14 protein-coding genes and 5 pseudogenes are annotated in these 14,951 nt (G+C 62.8%); 3 read left to right on the top strand and 16 right to left on the bottom strand.

Going from position 1 to position 14,951, the window contains the following annotated elements:
• Positions 1-21: 21 nt before the first annotated feature.
• A pseudogene (locus ACFQH2_RS07695) lies at positions 22-1,892 on the bottom strand (S9 family peptidase).
• Positions 1,893-2,175: 283 nt separating this feature from the next.
• Here ACFQH2_RS07695 and ACFQH2_RS07700 point away from each other — a divergent pair.
• A complete protein-coding gene (locus ACFQH2_RS07700; RefSeq protein ID WP_377051105.1) occupies positions 2,176-2,475 on the top strand; it encodes a helix-turn-helix transcriptional regulator in 300 nt (99 codons plus the stop codon).
• A gap of 9 nt (positions 2,476-2,484) precedes the next feature.
• Here ACFQH2_RS07700 and ACFQH2_RS07705 read toward each other — a convergent pair whose 3' ends face one another.
• The 3 genes and pseudogenes from ACFQH2_RS07705 to ACFQH2_RS07715 form a co-directional block, all read right to left on the bottom strand.
• Positions 2,485-3,174, bottom strand: a complete 690-nt coding sequence (locus tag ACFQH2_RS07705) for a LysE family translocator (RefSeq protein ID WP_377052440.1) — start codon at positions 3,172-3,174, stop codon at positions 2,485-2,487.
• A 58-nt stretch (positions 3,175-3,232) separates the two neighbouring features.
• A pseudogene (locus tag ACFQH2_RS07710) lies at positions 3,233-5,487 on the bottom strand (CDC48 family AAA ATPase).
• Positions 5,484-5,726, bottom strand: a complete 243-nt coding sequence (locus ACFQH2_RS07715; protein ID WP_377051101.1) for a DUF7127 family protein — start codon at positions 5,724-5,726, stop codon at positions 5,484-5,486. Before ACFQH2_RS07715 ends, ACFQH2_RS07710 begins: the two are co-directional and overlap by 4 nt.
• 191 nt (positions 5,727-5,917) lie before the next feature.
• On the opposite strand from ACFQH2_RS07715, the pseudogene ACFQH2_RS07720 reads away from it, so the two are divergent.
• Positions 5,918-6,677 (top strand): annotated as a pseudogene (locus ACFQH2_RS07720) (alpha/beta fold hydrolase); the annotation flags it as partial.
• Positions 6,678-6,702: 25 nt separating this feature from the next.
• Here ACFQH2_RS07720 and panB read toward each other — a convergent pair.
• The gene (gene panB / locus ACFQH2_RS07725) at positions 6,703-7,518 is read right to left on the bottom strand and encodes a 3-methyl-2-oxobutanoate hydroxymethyltransferase (RefSeq protein ID WP_377052442.1); all 816 of its coding nucleotides are present in this window, start codon (positions 7,516-7,518) and stop codon (positions 6,703-6,705) included.
• 118 nt (positions 7,519-7,636) lie between these two features.
• On the opposite strand from panB, the gene ACFQH2_RS07730 reads away from it, so the two are divergent.
• On the top strand, positions 7,637-7,876 hold the full coding sequence (locus ACFQH2_RS07730) for a hypothetical protein (RefSeq protein WP_377051099.1): 240 nt from the start codon (positions 7,637-7,639) through the stop codon (positions 7,874-7,876).
• A gap of 8 nt (positions 7,877-7,884) precedes the next feature.
• Here ACFQH2_RS07730 and ACFQH2_RS07735 read toward each other — a convergent pair whose 3' ends face one another.
• The 11 genes and pseudogenes from ACFQH2_RS07735 to ACFQH2_RS07785 form a co-directional block, all read right to left on the bottom strand.
• Positions 7,885-8,175, bottom strand: a complete 291-nt coding sequence (locus ACFQH2_RS07735) for a molecular chaperone TorD family protein (RefSeq protein ID WP_377057177.1) — start codon at positions 8,173-8,175, stop codon at positions 7,885-7,887.
• Positions 8,145-8,453, bottom strand: a complete 309-nt coding sequence (locus tag ACFQH2_RS07740) for a hypothetical protein (protein WP_377076609.1) — start codon at positions 8,451-8,453, stop codon at positions 8,145-8,147. The genes ACFQH2_RS07735 and ACFQH2_RS07740 overlap by 31 nt, the downstream gene beginning before the upstream one ends.
• 15 nt (positions 8,454-8,468) lie before the next feature.
• Positions 8,469-9,376, bottom strand: a pseudogene (gene nrfD / locus ACFQH2_RS07745) (NrfD/PsrC family molybdoenzyme membrane anchor subunit).
• Positions 9,377-9,498: 122 nt separating this feature from the next.
• Entirely contained in the window at positions 9,499-10,107 is a 609-nt protein-coding gene (locus ACFQH2_RS07750; protein WP_377051087.1) for a 4Fe-4S dicluster domain-containing protein, read from the bottom strand.
• 2 nt (positions 10,108-10,109) lie between these two features.
• A complete protein-coding gene (locus tag ACFQH2_RS07755) occupies positions 10,110-12,248 on the bottom strand; it encodes a molybdopterin-containing oxidoreductase family protein (RefSeq protein WP_377076610.1) in 2,139 nt (712 codons plus the stop codon).
• Positions 12,249-12,369: 121 nt separating this feature from the next.
• Positions 12,370-12,438, bottom strand: a pseudogene (locus ACFQH2_RS07760) (twin-arginine translocation signal domain-containing protein); the annotation flags it as partial.
• Positions 12,431-12,658: a 4Fe-4S ferredoxin N-terminal domain-containing protein gene (locus tag ACFQH2_RS07765; protein WP_377051083.1), complete on the bottom strand. Its 228-nt coding sequence runs from the start codon at positions 12,656-12,658 to the stop codon at positions 12,431-12,433. The pseudogene ACFQH2_RS07760 and the gene ACFQH2_RS07765, both read right to left, overlap by 8 nt.
• A gap of 164 nt (positions 12,659-12,822) precedes the next feature.
• Complete coding sequence (locus tag ACFQH2_RS07770) at positions 12,823-13,332, bottom strand: rhodanese-like domain-containing protein (RefSeq protein ID WP_377076978.1); 510 nt, start codon at positions 13,330-13,332, stop codon at positions 12,823-12,825.
• Positions 13,214-13,486, bottom strand: coding sequence for a hypothetical protein (locus ACFQH2_RS07775; protein ID WP_377076611.1), 273 nt, complete (start codon positions 13,484-13,486; stop codon positions 13,214-13,216). The genes ACFQH2_RS07770 and ACFQH2_RS07775 overlap by 119 nt, the downstream gene beginning before the upstream one ends.
• Positions 13,465-14,133, bottom strand: a complete 669-nt coding sequence (locus tag ACFQH2_RS07780) for a hypothetical protein (protein WP_377076612.1) — start codon at positions 14,131-14,133, stop codon at positions 13,465-13,467. The genes ACFQH2_RS07775 and ACFQH2_RS07780 overlap by 22 nt, the downstream gene beginning before the upstream one ends.
• A gap of 98 nt (positions 14,134-14,231) precedes the next feature.
• Positions 14,232-14,885, bottom strand: coding sequence for a helix-turn-helix domain-containing protein (locus tag ACFQH2_RS07785; RefSeq protein ID WP_377051079.1), 654 nt, complete (start codon positions 14,883-14,885; stop codon positions 14,232-14,234).
• Positions 14,886-14,951 lie beyond the last annotated feature (66 nt).

Raw genomic sequence — 14,951 nt, forward strand, 5'->3', positions numbered from 1 at the left:
TGCGGATAAGCCCCCTGCCGGCTACTCGCTCCCGACGCGCCGGTCGAGGAACTCCGTGAGCAGTCGGAACATGCGGAGTTTCTGGTCCTGATCGGAGGACGCGTGACCCTCCTCGCCGAGTTCGCGGTACTCGTAGTCGCTGTCGTCGCCCTCCTCGTAGCCCAGTTCGTCGAGCGCGTCACTGAACAGTCGTGCCTGCGAGACGGGGACTCGCCGGTCGTTGACACCGTGAACGAGCAACAGCGGAGCGTCGAGGTTGTCGGCGTACGTGATCGGCGAGCGCTCCTCGTAGAGGTCAGGGTTCTCCTCGGGCGTCCCGAGATACTTCTCCATGAGTTCGGTCCGGAAGTGTGGCATCGTGGTCTCGAACATCTCTTCGAGATCCGTCAGTCCGATCCACGCGATGCCGGCGTCGTAGAGGTCGGGGTACTGGACCATCTGCCAGTAGGCGGAGTAACCCCCGTACGAGCCACCGAACACGACGACGCGGTCGTCATCGATCCAGTCGTACTCGGCGACGTGCTCCGCGGCGATGGCGACGTCACCCTGCTCCGCCCCGCCCCAGTCGTCGATCAGCGACTCGACGAACTCACGGCCACGACCGGTCGAGCCACGGTAGTTGACCTGCAGCACCGAGTAGCCCTGCGAGACGAGCACCTGCGTGTAGAGGTCGAACGATTGCTGATCTCTGGCGCGCGGCCCGCCGTGTGGGTTGACGATCAGCGGGGAGGGTCGTTCGCCGGAATCGTACAGCAACGCCCCGATTTCGAGTTCCTCGTAAGAGTCGTGGTCGACGGCTTTCGCCGGCGTCTCGGGCACGCCATCGGACTCGACGGTGAAGTACTCGGCATCGGCGAAGTCATCCGGCTCGAACGGGCCGTACTCCGCTTCGACGAGCACCTCGTACTCGTCGGTTGCGAGGTCGTAAGCGAGCAGTTCCGGCCGCCGCGTCGGGGTGGTGTGCTGGAAGACGAGTCGCCCGTCGTCGAGGACGACTTCGCCAGTTGAGACCTGCCCGAACGACGAGACGCCCTCCGGGACATCCAGTTCGCGGCCCTCGCCGGAGTCCAGATCGTAGACGACCGGTACCGAGACGGCGTCCCGGTCCCGGGTAGCGATGGCACGGTCCCCATCGGGGTGGAAACAGACGCCTGTTTCCTCGTACTCGCCGTCGCCGTACCATGTCACCGCCTCAGTTGTGAGGTCGTAGAGGCCGATACGGCCGAGATCCTCGGTGTTGTCCATCACGAGCAGTCGGTCGCCATCGGGTCCCCAGTCGACAGGGTTCGCTTCGGCGCCGACTTCGCCGATCTGGAGGTTTCGAGGGTCGCTCCCGTCGCTCGCCGCGACGTAGACGTCCTGGTTGTCGTAGTCGTCGGTCTCGTTGGTGGAGTAGGCGATCCGGTCGCCGTCCGGCGAGAGTAACGCCCCCAGACGGCCCGTTCGTAGTCGGTCAGTTTCTCCGTCTCCCCGGCGGTCAGATCGTGTCGGTAGACGTTCATCTGGCCGTCCCGCGACGATCCGACGAACAACCTGTCCTCGTGGATGTCCGAGATCATCACCTGCCCGTCCATCTCCAGTACGGGTTCGGCCTCGCCGTCTCGGCTTAGGGCGTGGACGTCGTTCTGTTCGTTGCCGTCGTCATCGAGGTGGAAGAGGACGCGGTCGCCATCGTCGTCCCACTGGACGAACCAGCGGGCGTTCCGCGGAACCTCGCCCTCCGACCACTGTGTGATCTCACCGCTCTCGACGTCAAGTACGTGGAGTTCGTTGCGGCCAGTCACGTCGTAATAGAACGCGATTTCGTCGCCGTCGGGCGATACTGTCGGATGGGCGAGGGTGGGTAGACTCGCCAGTTCCTCGATTACGTCTGGACTCTCTGAGTCAGCCATCATCTTCCGTTTTTCACTAACCTTAGTTAAATTCTCGACAGGAAGGGAATTTGGCCGGGATCGGGAGTGTCTTTCGCAGTCGACTGCCTCTCGCGAACCGGGGCGTCATCCTCTCGATCTACCGATAGTTACCTGATCTATCAACTCTGGGCCAAGTGTAGTGTACTCTACTATTTCGGCGAGCAGTTCATCTACGATCCGGTTTCGAGGGTCTTTCGACCGCTTTCTGAACTACCGCAAAACACATACATTCATAATACCCTTGCCTCTTATACTATACAGAATGTTCGATCTGACCGCCTTCCAGCGCGACTGCCTGTACGTCATCCAGGGGCTCGACGAACCGAAGGGCCTCGCAGTGATGGACGAACTCGAGGAGTACTACGAATCCGACATCAACGCCGGACGCCTCTACCCCAATCTCGACGAACTCGTCGACAAGGGACTCGTGGAGAAACACCAGAAGGATCGACGGACGAACGCGTACGTCCCGACGCGACGCGGTCGGCGCGAAATCGAGGCGCGAGCGGAGTGGAAAGAAAACCAACTCGGCACCAGCGCCGAGACGCCCGCGGACGACTGAGCAGGCCCCTCACAGGAGCCCTGCCGCTCCGACCCAGAGGAAGACGAGGCCGAACCCGGCCAGCACCACGCCACTGAGCCCCGCGATAATCGGTGCGAACGCGTCGATGCGCCGCCCCACTCTGACCAGCCCGCCTGGATACACCACTATCCAGATGGCGATGCCGGCGAAGAAGCCACTCAGGAGCGCAATGCTTCCCGTCTGTACGATCAGTGTTCCCGCCAGCCGCTCGCCCACCAGCGGGACGTATTTAAATACGTCGAGCCGTCCGGGAGTGAGCAGTCCGACGCCGACGGTGATCCAGAACCCGATCTGATAGGGGTTGGTCAACGAGAGGGCGAACGCCTTCCGAAAGCCGGTCGATTCGTGAGAGATGTCGCCGGTGAACGACCCTGCCGCACGGGCGTCCCGGTAGGCCCCGAACGCGAAGTACAGCATCAATACGCCCCCGGCGATGTACAGCAGTCCCCGGACCCAGTCAGTTCCGTCGATGAGGGCTGCGATCCCCAGCAGCGTCAGTATAAAAAACAATACGTCGGCGAACATCGCACCGAGGCCTGCCTTGAACCCTGCTGTCCAGCCGCGGAGCACGCTCTCCTCGGCGATAACAGCATTCATCGGCCCCGGCGGCGACGCGAGGACGAGTCCGAACACGGCCCCGACAGTCGCAGTAGTCAGCGCGGAGAGCACACTCAACATTGCCGGAGAACCGTGAAAAATTCGTCGACAGCGGTTCTACGTCGGTCGTCTCGCCGCTTTACTGGAAGGTTCGGCCGAGCTGTTCGGAGTCCGGTTCCGTTCGCGTGAGTTCGGATTCGAGCTCCTCGTAGCGCTCGCGAACGTCGTCGGTCACGCTCGGGCCGACCTCGTCGAGGGCCTGCTCGAAGTGTTCGCGCGTGATACGGACGTTCCCGATGCTCTCTTTGATCCCCTCGGGTTCGACCGAGTTGATGAACTCGCGGGAGGCGGCCATCGACGCCTCGCGGGTCACGGCCTCGATGTCCGCGCCGACGAAGCCCTCAGTCTGGCTTGCGAGCCACTCCATGTCGATGCCCTCGGCGAGGGGCTTGTTTCGCGTGTGCACCTCGAAGATGGCCTTGCGGGCGTCCTCGTCGGGCACCGGCACGTGGACGTGACGGTCCAGTCGACCGGGCCGGAGCAGGGCGTTGTCGATCAGGTCCGGACGGTTGGTCGTCGCGATGACGACCACGTCTTCGAGCTGTTCGAGCCCGTCCAGCTCGGTCAGCAGCTGCGAGACGACGCGTTCGCCGACGTTCGAGTCGCCGCCGCCGCTTCCGCGCTCCGTAGCGATGGCGTCGATCTCGTCGAAGAACACCACGGTCGGGGCGTTCTCGCGAGCCTTGCTGAACACTTCACGGACGCCCTTCTCGGACTCACCGACCCACTTCGACAGTAGCTCGGGGCCCTTGACCGAGATGAAGTTCGAGTCGGCCTCGTTGGCGACTGCTTTTGCCATCAGCGTCTTCCCAGTCCCTGGTGGGCCGTACAGCAGGACGCCCTTGGCGGCCTGCATATCCATCGTCTCGAACACGTCGGGGTACTCAAGCGGCCACTGGATCGTCTCGACGAGTCGGTCTTTCGTGTCGTCGAGTCCACCGACGTCGTTCCACGTGATGTCGGGGACCTCGACGAACACTTCGCGGAGTGCGGAGGGTTCGATCCCCTTGATCGCCTCCTTGAAGTCGCGTTCGGTGACCTGCAGGGAGTCCAGGATCTCGGCATCGATCTCGTCGCTTTCGAGGTCGATCTCCGGTCTGATCCGCCGGAGCGCGTTCATCGCGGCCTCTTTGGTGAGGTTGGCGAGGTCAGCGCCGACGAACCCATGCGTGTTCTCCGCGTACGATTCGATATCGAAGTCCTCGGTCAGGGGCATCCCGCGGGTGTGGACCTGCAGGATCTCCTCGCGGCCGCCCTTGTCGGGGACGCTGATCTCGATCTCGCGGTCGAACCGCCCACCACGCCGCAGTGCGGGATCGATCGCATCGACGCGGTTGGTCGCCGCGATGACGGTGACCTGACCGCGCTCTTCGAGCCCATCCATCAGGCTCAGTAGCTGTGCGACGACCCGGCGTTCGACGTCGCCACCGGCCTCGCCGCGCTTGGGTGCGATCGAGTCGATTTCGTCGATGAAGACGATCGCAGGCGCATTCTCCTCGGCTTCTTCGAACACCTCACGGAGCTGTTCTTCGCTCTCGCCGTAGTACTTCGACATGATCTCCGGGCCGGAGATGGTCTCGAAGTAGGCATCTATCTCGTTGGCGACCGCCTTCGCCATCAGCGTCTTTCCGGTGCCTGGCGGTCCGTGAAGGAGCACGCCTTTCGGCGGCTCGATACCGAGTTGCTGGAACAGTTCCGGATGGCGCATCGGCAACTCGATCATCTCTCGGACCTGCTCTAGCTCGTCGTCGAGGCCACCGATGTCCTCGTAGGTGACCGACGGTCCGGTCTCGGAGCGTTCGGCCTCGCCGCTGATCTGTTCGGCGGGCGTCTCGCTGATCTCGATGTCGGTCGAATCGGTAACGACGACTGTTCCGCTCGGCTCCGTGTTCGCGATTTTCAGCGGCACCGAGCGTCCGTTCCCGGACATCGGGCCGAACGAAAGCGGGAACGGCACTGTCTGGTTCTCGGTGATCGCCTGTCCGCTAAGCTTGTCACGGACAAGCGGACCGATGTTTCCGCGGATGCGGAGGTTCTGGGGAGTGCAACAGTCACACTCGTCGCGGGCTGGACGTCCGCCTTCTCCACGGTGACGCTGTCGTCGATACCGACGTCGGCCTCCTGTCGAAGACGGCCGTCGATCCGAATGACGTTCTGTCCCTCGTCCTCGGGGTAGCCCGGCCAGACGCGGGCAACCGCTTTCCGCCCGTCGCTCCCCTCGATGACGATGTAATCGCCGTTTTCGAGGTCGAGTTCGCTCATCGATACACGATCGATCGCGGCGAGTCCCCGGCCTGCGTCTTTCTGTTTGAGTGGTTTGACAGTGAGTTTCATCGTCGCTCCTCCAGTTCGATAGTGAGGACTCCGTTTTTGATAAACGCTTGCGCATCCTCGTGGGGCAGATCGATGTCGATCTGCTCGCCCTCTTCGGGCAGGACGATAGCGGTGTCACCGACGACGTCCACGGTGGCGTCCACGCCGCTTCCGAGATCCGCAACGACCCGGCGAGTGCCGTCGACGTCGTACTCCCGCACCGGCCGATCGTCTCGTCGTGAAAACTGTTTGATATCCATGATTCCTAACAATAGGTTAGTCGTGCTAGTATATAAACTTTACTCTCAGAATCGCAAGAGGGCATATATAGCACAAGTATAGACGAAAAGCGGTTCACACCAGATTTCGGTACGACTGCTTCCGGAGAGGCTACTATCGACCGGGCTCTGTCGGGGGGAACATTCACGTCGCGTTGCGGTCAACATGTAGTATGGAAACGTACACACACCACGGTCGGACGACGGCATATCGGCGGACCGACCGCGGTGGCGACGGCCCGACGGTCCTGTTCGTGCACGGTAGCGGTGCGACGAGCGATATCTGGCGGCAACAGCGAACGCTCGCGGATCGGTACGAGGTCGTAACGATGGACCTCAGCGGCCACGGCGAGTCGGAGGACGCCGACGTTGGCGCCGGCTACGAGACGCTCTCGGTCTATGCCAGCGATGTCGTCGCTATCGCACAGGAGACCGACGCGGACGTGCTGGTCGGGAACTCGCTTGGCGGTGCCGTCCTGTTGCATATGGCGCTCGAACGCGATTACGACCCCGGAGCGCTCGTGCTGACTGGGACCGGCGCGAAACTCGCCGTGCTCGAGGACTTGCTGGTTGGCTGACGACGACTTCGAGCGTGCCGTCGAGTTCCTCCACGCGGACGGGCGATTGTTCTACGACCCCGACGAGGAACTACGGTCGGCGTCGGCGGCGGCCATGATGGAGGTCGGCCGTGAGATCACGAAACGGGACTTTCGGACCTGCCACACGTTCGACGTTCGCGATCAGTTAGAAGAGACCGACGTGCCATCGCTTACAATCTACGGCGAGCACGACCAGTTGACGCCGCCGCGCTACCACGGGTATCTCGCCGAGGAGTTGCCCGACGCCGCACGAGCAATCATCGAAGATGCGGCCCACCTCTCGATGCTCGAACGGCCGGACGCTTTCAACACCGCACTCGAACGGTTCGTCGACGGGCAGCGGAGAGCGGTTCGCTCGATTAGTATAGATCGTCGAGTTCCTCCGAGTACTGACTATGCTCCTCTGCCGGGAACTCACCCTCCAACACCGCTTCGACGTAGCTATCGATTGCCGACTGCATCTCCGCTCGGACGTCGCCGAACTGCTCCGCGAAGGGCGGCGACCACTCGCCGAGGCCGATGGCGTCGTTGAACACCAGTACCTGCCCGTCGGTTGCCGGGCCGGCCCCGATGCCGATGGTCGGTATCTCCAGTTCGTCGGTGACCGTCTCTGCCAGATTCGCCGGGACGTGCTCTAGCACCAGCGAGAACGCGCCCGCTTCCTCGTGGGCGTGTGCGAGGTCGATGATCTCCTGGGCGGCTTCTGGATCCGAACCCTGCTGAGTGTAGCCGCCGAGTTCGTTGATGCGCTGTGGCGTCAACCCCAGATGCGCCATGACCGGGATTCCCAGTTGGTGGAGTCGCTCGGTCAGTTCGACGGTGTGTTCGCCGCATTCGAGTTTGACCGCATCTGCGTGGGCCTCCTTGAGCATCCGACCGGCGTTCTCGATGCTCGTCTGCCGATCGGTGCCGTAGCTGAGGAAGGGCATATCCGCGACGACCAGTGCCTCTTCAGCGCCCCTGGCCACGGCGGCGGTTCGGCTCGCTACCTCGTCGACCGTTACCGGCAACGTGGAGTCGTAGCCCAGTACGGCGTTGCCCATGCTGTCGCCGACCAGTATCACGTCGACGCCTCGTTCGTCGATCAACTCTGCGGTCGGTGCGTCGTACGCTGTCAGCATCGTAATCGGCTCCTCGCCCGCCCGGGCGCGGATGTCCTGCACGGTCAGTCCCATACAGGGTGGTTGGTGATGGAGCAAATAAATGGCGTGGGAAGATCAATAGCCCGACATCGGCGAGGACGGCCGGCCACGATGTCGGATATTTATACCCACCCGTTCCGAACCCGGCCGTATGTACGGAGTCCGGGAGATTCTTGCGGCCGTGCTGGCGTTCGGCCTCGGCCTCGCGCTCGTCGTCGCGCCGAACGCAGTGGTCAGACTGCAGTTTTTCGCACAGGGGCCCACCACAGGCCGGCACGGCGAGTATGGCGAGGACCAGGTGCTTACGGAGCAACAGGCATGGCTTGCCCGTGCTGTCGGGCTGATTCCGATCGGGATCGCGGGCTACATCCTCGCTCAGCCGCTGGTGTGATCCCTCGATCACTCGGCGTATCGTTCGCCCATCGCTTGGACGACCGAATCGAGCGTCCGGACGGCCCACAGATAAAACCCTGAGTCCGAAGTCGCCTCGACGCGCTCGCGAAACGCGGGGATCCAGTCGAAGTGGGCTTCGTGAAAGTTGGCATACCCCTCGTGTTGCTCTGCTTCCAGCAACAGACTCGCGTACTCCAGCAGCAGGGAGACGTGATCGGCTGGATACTCCGGAGGAACCGCGGCGTCAAGCGCGTCGTATCGACTCTTCATGTCGCTCGCCGGCGGTCCCGAGAGGATGCCGCGTTCGGTGCCGTCCCACCACTCTTCGTAGGCGGATTCGGCGGGGGAGCGTACTCGCCTTCGAACGCTCTGAAGGTCCGGAGATACTCCCTGCGGGCCCGGGCAATATCTTCGAACCGGGGCGGTGCGTCGACGCTGTCAATCGGTAACGATGCTGCACACTCTGCGACGATCGTCCCGAGCGTTCCGTTCCGGACCGCGTCAACGAACGCTTCGTCCGGATGCTGGAAACACGTCGCAAGCGTGGCGTAGAGGCGGGTGTGGTCGTCGTTCATCGTTTGTGTAGTTGCTTATCCGACGTAGACTGGCTGGTGGATCGCCGCGTAGATTATCACAAATCGTAGCATGAACGATCCGGCGATAACCAGCCCGAACTTCGTCGTACAGATCCGTTTGGTCATCAACACGTTCTCTTCGCGGAGGAACTCGACGACCTGCTGGGCGCCCGAGATAACGAGCGGAACCACCAGTCCGAGGCCGAGCACGCCCACCCACAGCAGGAGACCGTACCCCTCCGTGAGGCTGGCGTACGTCTCGGTGTCTGCTGCCCGCCCGTAGACAGCGTGTACAGCAACGCCGCCAGCACCACAATCTCGACGATGATAATCGCGTCGTCGAGGATGCTAAACCGATGGACGAGATGGCTGTCTATGTCGCTGGCTAGCTGCGAGAGCATCAGAACCGCCGCGATACCCGCCGAGAACCCGCTCGCCAGGAACAGCAACGGGAGGATGTTCGGGTTCCACAGCGGCACGTTCCAGCCGACGTCGCTCAGCAGCAGTGCCGTGTAGACGATCAGCAACACGGCGAGGACGATGCCGATCACCTGCACGGCGACGGCGGCGAGGCCGGTCGGGCGCGTCGTGTCGGCAGCACGATCGATGTAGCCCTCGAACCCGGTCCGTGCCACGACGTGTCGCGGGAGTCCACTGGGGTCGTCCGTCGCTTCTGTTCCGAACGTGGCCCAGATGGCCCGGAACATGACGAGGAAGCTGAAGATCACGATCACCCAGGTCCCGATCGCCATCCACGAACTCCAGTTGGTGAACTGGACCGGGAACGTAAACGCCCTGAGGAAGGGGCCGGAGAGGTGCAACAGCAGGGTGATCGACCCCGCGGCGATCGTCAGGAAAGAAGTGAGAAAACCCCACTTCGTGACGTACTCGTACCCCTCGTAGCCGCTACGTGACCCAATCACTTCCGCGAGAGATGCGACCAGGAACGCCCCGCCCGAGAGCCCCCGAGGAAGAGGTAGATCGCGACGAACACGTCCCAGTGGCCCGCGTCGAGCCAGTAGAGTTCCGGTGCAGTCATGATCGACTACACCTCGTAGGTCACTGCACCGGCTTCGTCGTCGTCCTGGTCCGCCTCGACGATAACGTTCGCCGGTTGAGAGGCGAACCGTTCGATAGCCTCCGTCGACGCTTCGGCTTTCAGTTCGCTAACCGGTCCGGCCTTGATCGCACCGCCGACACAGTTGTCGACGCATGCGGGCGTCGAGCCGCCGTCTTCTTGTTCCTCCCGAGGAGGCATGTCGTGGCCGCCACCGGGCCCCTCTCCGAGACACAGGTTGCACTTCGACATGGTGCCGCCATCGTCGTAGGTCGGTGCACCGTACGGACACGCCCATGCACAGTAGTGACAGCCGATACAGCTGTCCCGGTCGACGGTGACGATACCGTCTTCCTCGCGCTTTTCGATCGAGTTACACGGACACACCTTCTCGCACGGCGCGTCGGTACAGTGCATACACGACATCGAGATGGGCATCGAGCTTACATCGGGGAACTCCCCGCGCTCGACGTTACGGACCGTCCGCCACTCGTCCTGATCCGAATCGCGGTCGTGGCGTTGCTTGCACGAGACCGAACAGGCATGACAGCCGATACATTTGTTCGCGTCGAAGTAGAACGCCCACTGTTCACCCATCGTTACTCACCTCCGCTGGTGACGTCGACTGCGATGTGTCTGTCCGGCTGTCCGGTAATCGGGTCCATCTGTTTGGCGTGTAGTTTCATGGTGTTCATCCCCTCGTAATCCTCCTGTGCCGATCCCTCGCCGAAGCCGTACTCGGCGGTAACAATGCCCGGCTTGATTGTCTCGGTGACGTGTGCCATCAACTCTCCTCCGCCCGTCTCTGATTCGACGGTCACCATGTCACCGGTCTCGATGCCGCGTTCCTCGGCGTCCTCGGGATTGAGGTGCAGATAGTTGCCGCGGTAGTCCTCGTCTTCGAGTTCGTTCTTCCGGGCGAACTGGTCCAGACACCGGTCGATCCCCTGATCGCTACCGTGTGAGAAGAACACCGATCGGATGTCGTAGAACTCCAGCGGGTACTCCTCGTCGAGTTCGTCGCCGTAGGTCCCCGGAGGCTGCCACTCGGGAGCCGTATCCATTCCCGCCTCCTCGGCAGCCTGCACGAACGGCGGTATCTGGTCCAGATCGAAGCTGAACGCCGGGCCGTCCTCGTCGCGCCATTGCTCGTAGCCGTACTCGCCGACGAGTTCGTAGTTCTTGTCGCCGCTGTCGAGCTCTTCGAGGGTAAGATCGACCGCCTGTAGCTGATCGTCGATGAACTCCTCGTGGTCGTCCCACGGGAAGTTCTCGCCCCAGCCCATCGCCTCGGCGATGCCAGTCAGGATCTCCCAGTCCGGTTTGGTGTTGAACTGTGGTTCGACGGCGGCTTTCCCGCCGACGACCCACTGGTGTTCGGGGTAGGCGCTCCAGGAACCGGTGCCGACAGTGTCTTTCTCCAGTTGGGTCGCGTCGGCGAAGACGACGTCGGCGTTGCGCGTGACGCCGTTCCAGTAGGCGTCGACGGCGATCACCAGATCCATCTCGTCGAGGGCATCGAGCCACGCCTCGGCGTTGCCGTCTTTCAGCGGCATGTCGTGGTGGCAGTAGATGCCGTTGATGTGGTCGTTCTCGACCATCTCGGGGACGAGATTGTGGGCGATCCCTTCGATGTGCCGAAACGGGTACTCCTCGTACTCCTCGTACTTGTGGAGGGCCGGCTCTTTGCCCGCGGCGTTGTTCGGCAGGTCGACACCGATCGTCGCCTGGGTCCCTTTCTCGTCGGGCGTCCATTCGCAGACCTCGAACGGATCCGCCGTGGGCGTACTCTTCCACAGTCGGAGGCCGCCGGGGCGGTCGATGTTGCCGACTAGCCCGTTCAGCGCGGTGATGTTCTGGGTAGCCTTCCAGCCGTTGCCCATCTGGGCCGTTCCGGTCCAGACCGAGATTCCCGCTGCCGGGGCTGCCTCGGCGAAGCCGCGGGCGATCTCTCGGATCTTGTCGGCATCGATCCCGGTGATCTCCGCGGCCCACTCGGGCGTCTTGTCCGCGACAGACTCCCGGTAGGCCTCGAAGCCGTGGGTGTGCTCCTGTACGAACTCCAGATCGAGGCGACCCTCCTGGATGATGACGTGTGCTATCGCCAGCGCCAGCGCGCCGTCGGTTCGGGGCTCGATCGGGAGCCATTCGTCGGACTTCTCGGCCGTCTCGGTGTACTGGGGGTCGATCGTTACTAGCGTCGCGTCGTTCTTCTCGATGGCTTCGAGGACGCCTTTCGCCTCGAACTGCCCGGCAAAGGAGCCAAGCGGGTTCCGACCCCACATGATGAGATACTCGGAGTTCTGGTAGTCGGGAACCCGGTTGTTCGAACCGACGCCCATCATCCCGCCGGTGACGAACGTCGGCCCGGCACAGACGTGGACTCCCCGGCCGATCCGTTCGGGCGTGCCGTAGAGGTCGCGCCAGATCGTCCGGAAGATCGGCGTCTCCGCCCAGCTTCCGGCGTCGAGGAACGTCTCCGCACCGTGTTCCTCGTCGAACTCCTGAAGCCGTTCGGCTGTGTACTCGAAGGCCTCGTCCCAGGTCGCTTCCCGTAGCTCGCCGTCCTCTCGGATGTAGGGCTGTTTGATCCGGTCGGGGTCGTGAGTCTTGTCGAGCTGGGCTGCCCCTTCGGACAGAGCGTTCCGTTTGTGCCGGGACCTGCGCTCCCCGGGGGTTACCGTCGACGCCAGTGATTCCGACGACGGTATCGTCGTTGACTTTGACTTCCTGGGCACAGTTGTGACAGCACATCCAGCAGTTGCCGAAGGCGGTGTCGGCGTCCGCGACCGGTGTCGCAGACCGATCCGTACTTGCCAGCCCGGGCGCGCTATCCAGACAGCCACCGAGTGCGGCGGCCCCTGCGGCGGCCGCGCCGGTCTTCAGCAGGTTTCGACGGGTCAGTCCGCTCCCGTCCTCGCTACTCATCCGCGATCACCTCCGCTGGCGTGTAGTCGTCGCCGAACTCCTCGCGGAGTCGTTTGTCGTACTTTTCGTGGAACTCCGTCTCGGTGAGTTCGCCGTTCGCGACGCGCATCGCGTCGATGCCGACCTGCCGGCCGAGCTCCTGATCGTATTCGCTCTCTTCGGGATCGGTTCCAAGGGCGGACAGCGCCTCGAGTGGATCCTGTTGGTTTTCTGGGCTCATGGAGTGCTCACAATAGGAACCACGGTTCTGACCGCATAGGTCGTCCTCGGGATCTATTCAGGTTTTATATGCTGGTGAATCCCGGACGTGCCGGACGAACCATCGGATCGGCCGATCAAAAGAGAGTGTTGCGCGCTGACGGCGATAGCCCTTCAGGTCCGGACTCAGAGCGTCGGCGTCGCGACCGAGCTACAGCCCCAGTCGCCGCCTCCGTCGCCCCCGTCGCCCCCGTCGTCGGTCTCCATCTCGTCGCCGGCCATGTATGCGGCATCGGCCGCCTCGATCTGGTTCGCACCAGCGGACGCGAGTTCGGGGATCTCGTCGACGACGATCTCCAGGTCGCTATCGCCGGTATCGCCGTCCGTCCGGTCGTTAACGTCGACGCGCCACTTCTCCGGCGGGACGTTACCCTCCGTGTTGTTCCCGTCGTACTGGGCCCACTGTCTGGAGAACGAACCGTCGTAGACGACGACGTCGTCGTAGCCCAGAATCCCGTCGAGGGCGAAATATCCCATCGACGCACGGTAGCCGCTCCCGCAGTACGTGACGATCGTATCACCGTCCTCGACGCCCTCGAGGCCGAAGACGTGGGATTCGATCGCGTCGGCATCCTTCCAGTCCCCCCTCGGCGAACTTCGTCGAGTAGCTGTCGCCCTCGTTATAGTTCCCCGGATCGTCGACGGTCGCGGTCGAGATCGTCGCGCCCGGATCCGGCCGGTTGTCGAGGAATACGTCGTCGCGCTCGCCCTCGTGTTTGAGGTCGACGCGCTGGATCATCTGGGCGATGCCGAGCCGGTCGTCGTTGTTCAGCTCACTGTTGGCCTGCACGCTAAACGTCGCGGACGGCGCGTCGGGTTCGCCGCCGGTTTCGAGCTCGTACTCTTCGCCGTACCCGGCGTAGCCCCCGTTGAGGACTTTGACTCGCTCGCGGGGAAACCCCAGTAGCGGAGCGTCCAGTAGGCCCTCGCCGTCCGGAGCGAGCTCGGCCCCGAGAGGACGATCGTCGTCTTGGGACAGACGCCGCTACGCTGTAACACCGCGTCCATCTGCGCACCGTTCGGGACCATCGGAGCGACCTCGCCCAGCCCCTCCACGCGAGCGGCGTGGAACTCGTTTGGACCCCACTTGAGCGCCCCCGGAACGTGACCGTCATCGTAGGTTTCGGTATCCCAGACGCGCAAGACGACGACCCGCTCGCGGACGTCCAGCTGGCCGAGGTTAACCAGCCCAACGTCTTGCCACTCTTTCAGCGTCGCGGGTTCGATCAACGCGTTGTCCGTCGCCGTCGGATCCGGAATGTCCTCCTCTGTCTCCTCTTCTTCCGGCCCGTTTTCCGATTCGTCGCCGTTTTCCATCCCGTTCTCGTCGCCGTTTTCGGCCGCCGGCTCGTCGTCACCGAGACACCCGGCGAGCGCGCCGAGACCGGCCGCGCCAGTAATCTGTACGAACCGCCGTCGATCGAGTTTTCGGTCCATACCCGTGACTACACGATGGGGGTCGTTGAGGATATCCCGGGATCAATTCGGATTTTATATAGGGGTCAGTATAATAGAGGTTGCAATGCCGTGGCTGGTCACGCCTCCCAGCACGAGCAGTCACAGGAGAGCTGCCGGACGACGTTCGACTCGGCACGTCGGAGTCGCTGTGACGTCGCCGATAGGGAGATGCCGAGTTCGTCCGCGATCGCGTCGAGCGGAATCGACGAGTCCGAATCGTAGTAGCCCAACTCCTGGGCGACGTTCACTGCCTCTCGCTGCTTGGCGGTCAGTTCCGAAATATCGACAGAACAGAGTTCTTTGACCTCGGATCCGTCGGTCGAGACGATGCTACGCACCGAGACGCGCGTGCAGGCCTCCCGGACCTCCGCGACGATCTCGGCAACCGTCTCGGTATCGGAGACGTACGTCTCCATGACGAACTCGCCGTCCCCGACCTCAAGATAGCGCGGAAGACAGCCGTACTCCGAGAACACTTTGCCGGGACAGTGGTCACAGATTTCGTTCGAGGTGTGTTTCGTGCAGACGCTCTCGTCGTCGTCGTCGCGAACCGCGATATCGAGGTTGCAGTGCTCCTGATCGAGACGGACGTCGATGTCGATGACGTCCTCCTCGATCGCGTCCATCACACAGGCACCACCACGTTCGATCTCGAGGACGACCCGTAGGTCACGGTCCTCTACGGGCGGAATGACGGATTCTTCTTCGTCGGACGGAGACCCAACAGCCATACGACAGTCTAACGAGCGACGCAGTATAAACGAGTGAGTGCATTCCTGTCCAGTGGGAATCCGTTC

The organism is Natronoarchaeum sp. GCM10025703, assembly GCF_042661985.1.
Taxonomy (GTDB): Archaea; Halobacteriota; Halobacteria; order Halobacteriales; family Natronoarchaeaceae; genus Natranaeroarchaeum.

What these genes read in the sequence shown, in the direction of transcription:
- ACFQH2_RS07700 (WP_377051105.1), top strand. Translation starts at nt 2,176, where the DNA reads ATGTTCGATCTGACCGCCTTCCAGCGCGACTGCCTGTACGTCATCCAG.
- ACFQH2_RS07705 (WP_377052440.1), bottom strand. Translation starts at nt 3,174, where the DNA reads ATGTTGAGTGTGCTCTCCGCGCTGACTACTGCGACTGTCGGGGCCGTG.
- ACFQH2_RS07715 (WP_377051101.1), bottom strand. Translation starts at nt 5,726, where the DNA reads ATGGATATCAAACAGTTTTCACGACGAGACGATCGGCCGGTGCGGGAG.
- panB (WP_377052442.1), bottom strand. Translation starts at nt 7,518, where the DNA reads ATGGGACTGACCGTGCAGGACATCCGCGCCCGGGCGGGCGAGGAGCCG.
- ACFQH2_RS07730 (WP_377051099.1), top strand. Translation starts at nt 7,637, where the DNA reads ATGTACGGAGTCCGGGAGATTCTTGCGGCCGTGCTGGCGTTCGGCCTC.
- ACFQH2_RS07740 (WP_377076609.1), bottom strand. Translation starts at nt 8,453, where the DNA reads ATGAACGACGACCACACCCGCCTCTACGCCACGCTTGCGACGTGTTTC.
- ACFQH2_RS07750 (WP_377051087.1), bottom strand. Translation starts at nt 10,107, where the DNA reads ATGGGTGAACAGTGGGCGTTCTACTTCGACGCGAACAAATGTATCGGC.
- ACFQH2_RS07765 (WP_377051083.1), bottom strand. Translation starts at nt 12,658, where the DNA reads ATGAGCCCAGAAAACCAACAGGATCCACTCGAGGCGCTGTCCGCCCTT.
- ACFQH2_RS07780 (WP_377076612.1), bottom strand. Translation starts at nt 14,133, where the DNA reads ATGGACCGAAAACTCGATCGACGGCGGTTCGTACAGATTACTGGCGCG.
- ACFQH2_RS07785 (WP_377051079.1), bottom strand. Translation starts at nt 14,885, where the DNA reads ATGGCTGTTGGGTCTCCGTCCGACGAAGAAGAATCCGTCATTCCGCCC.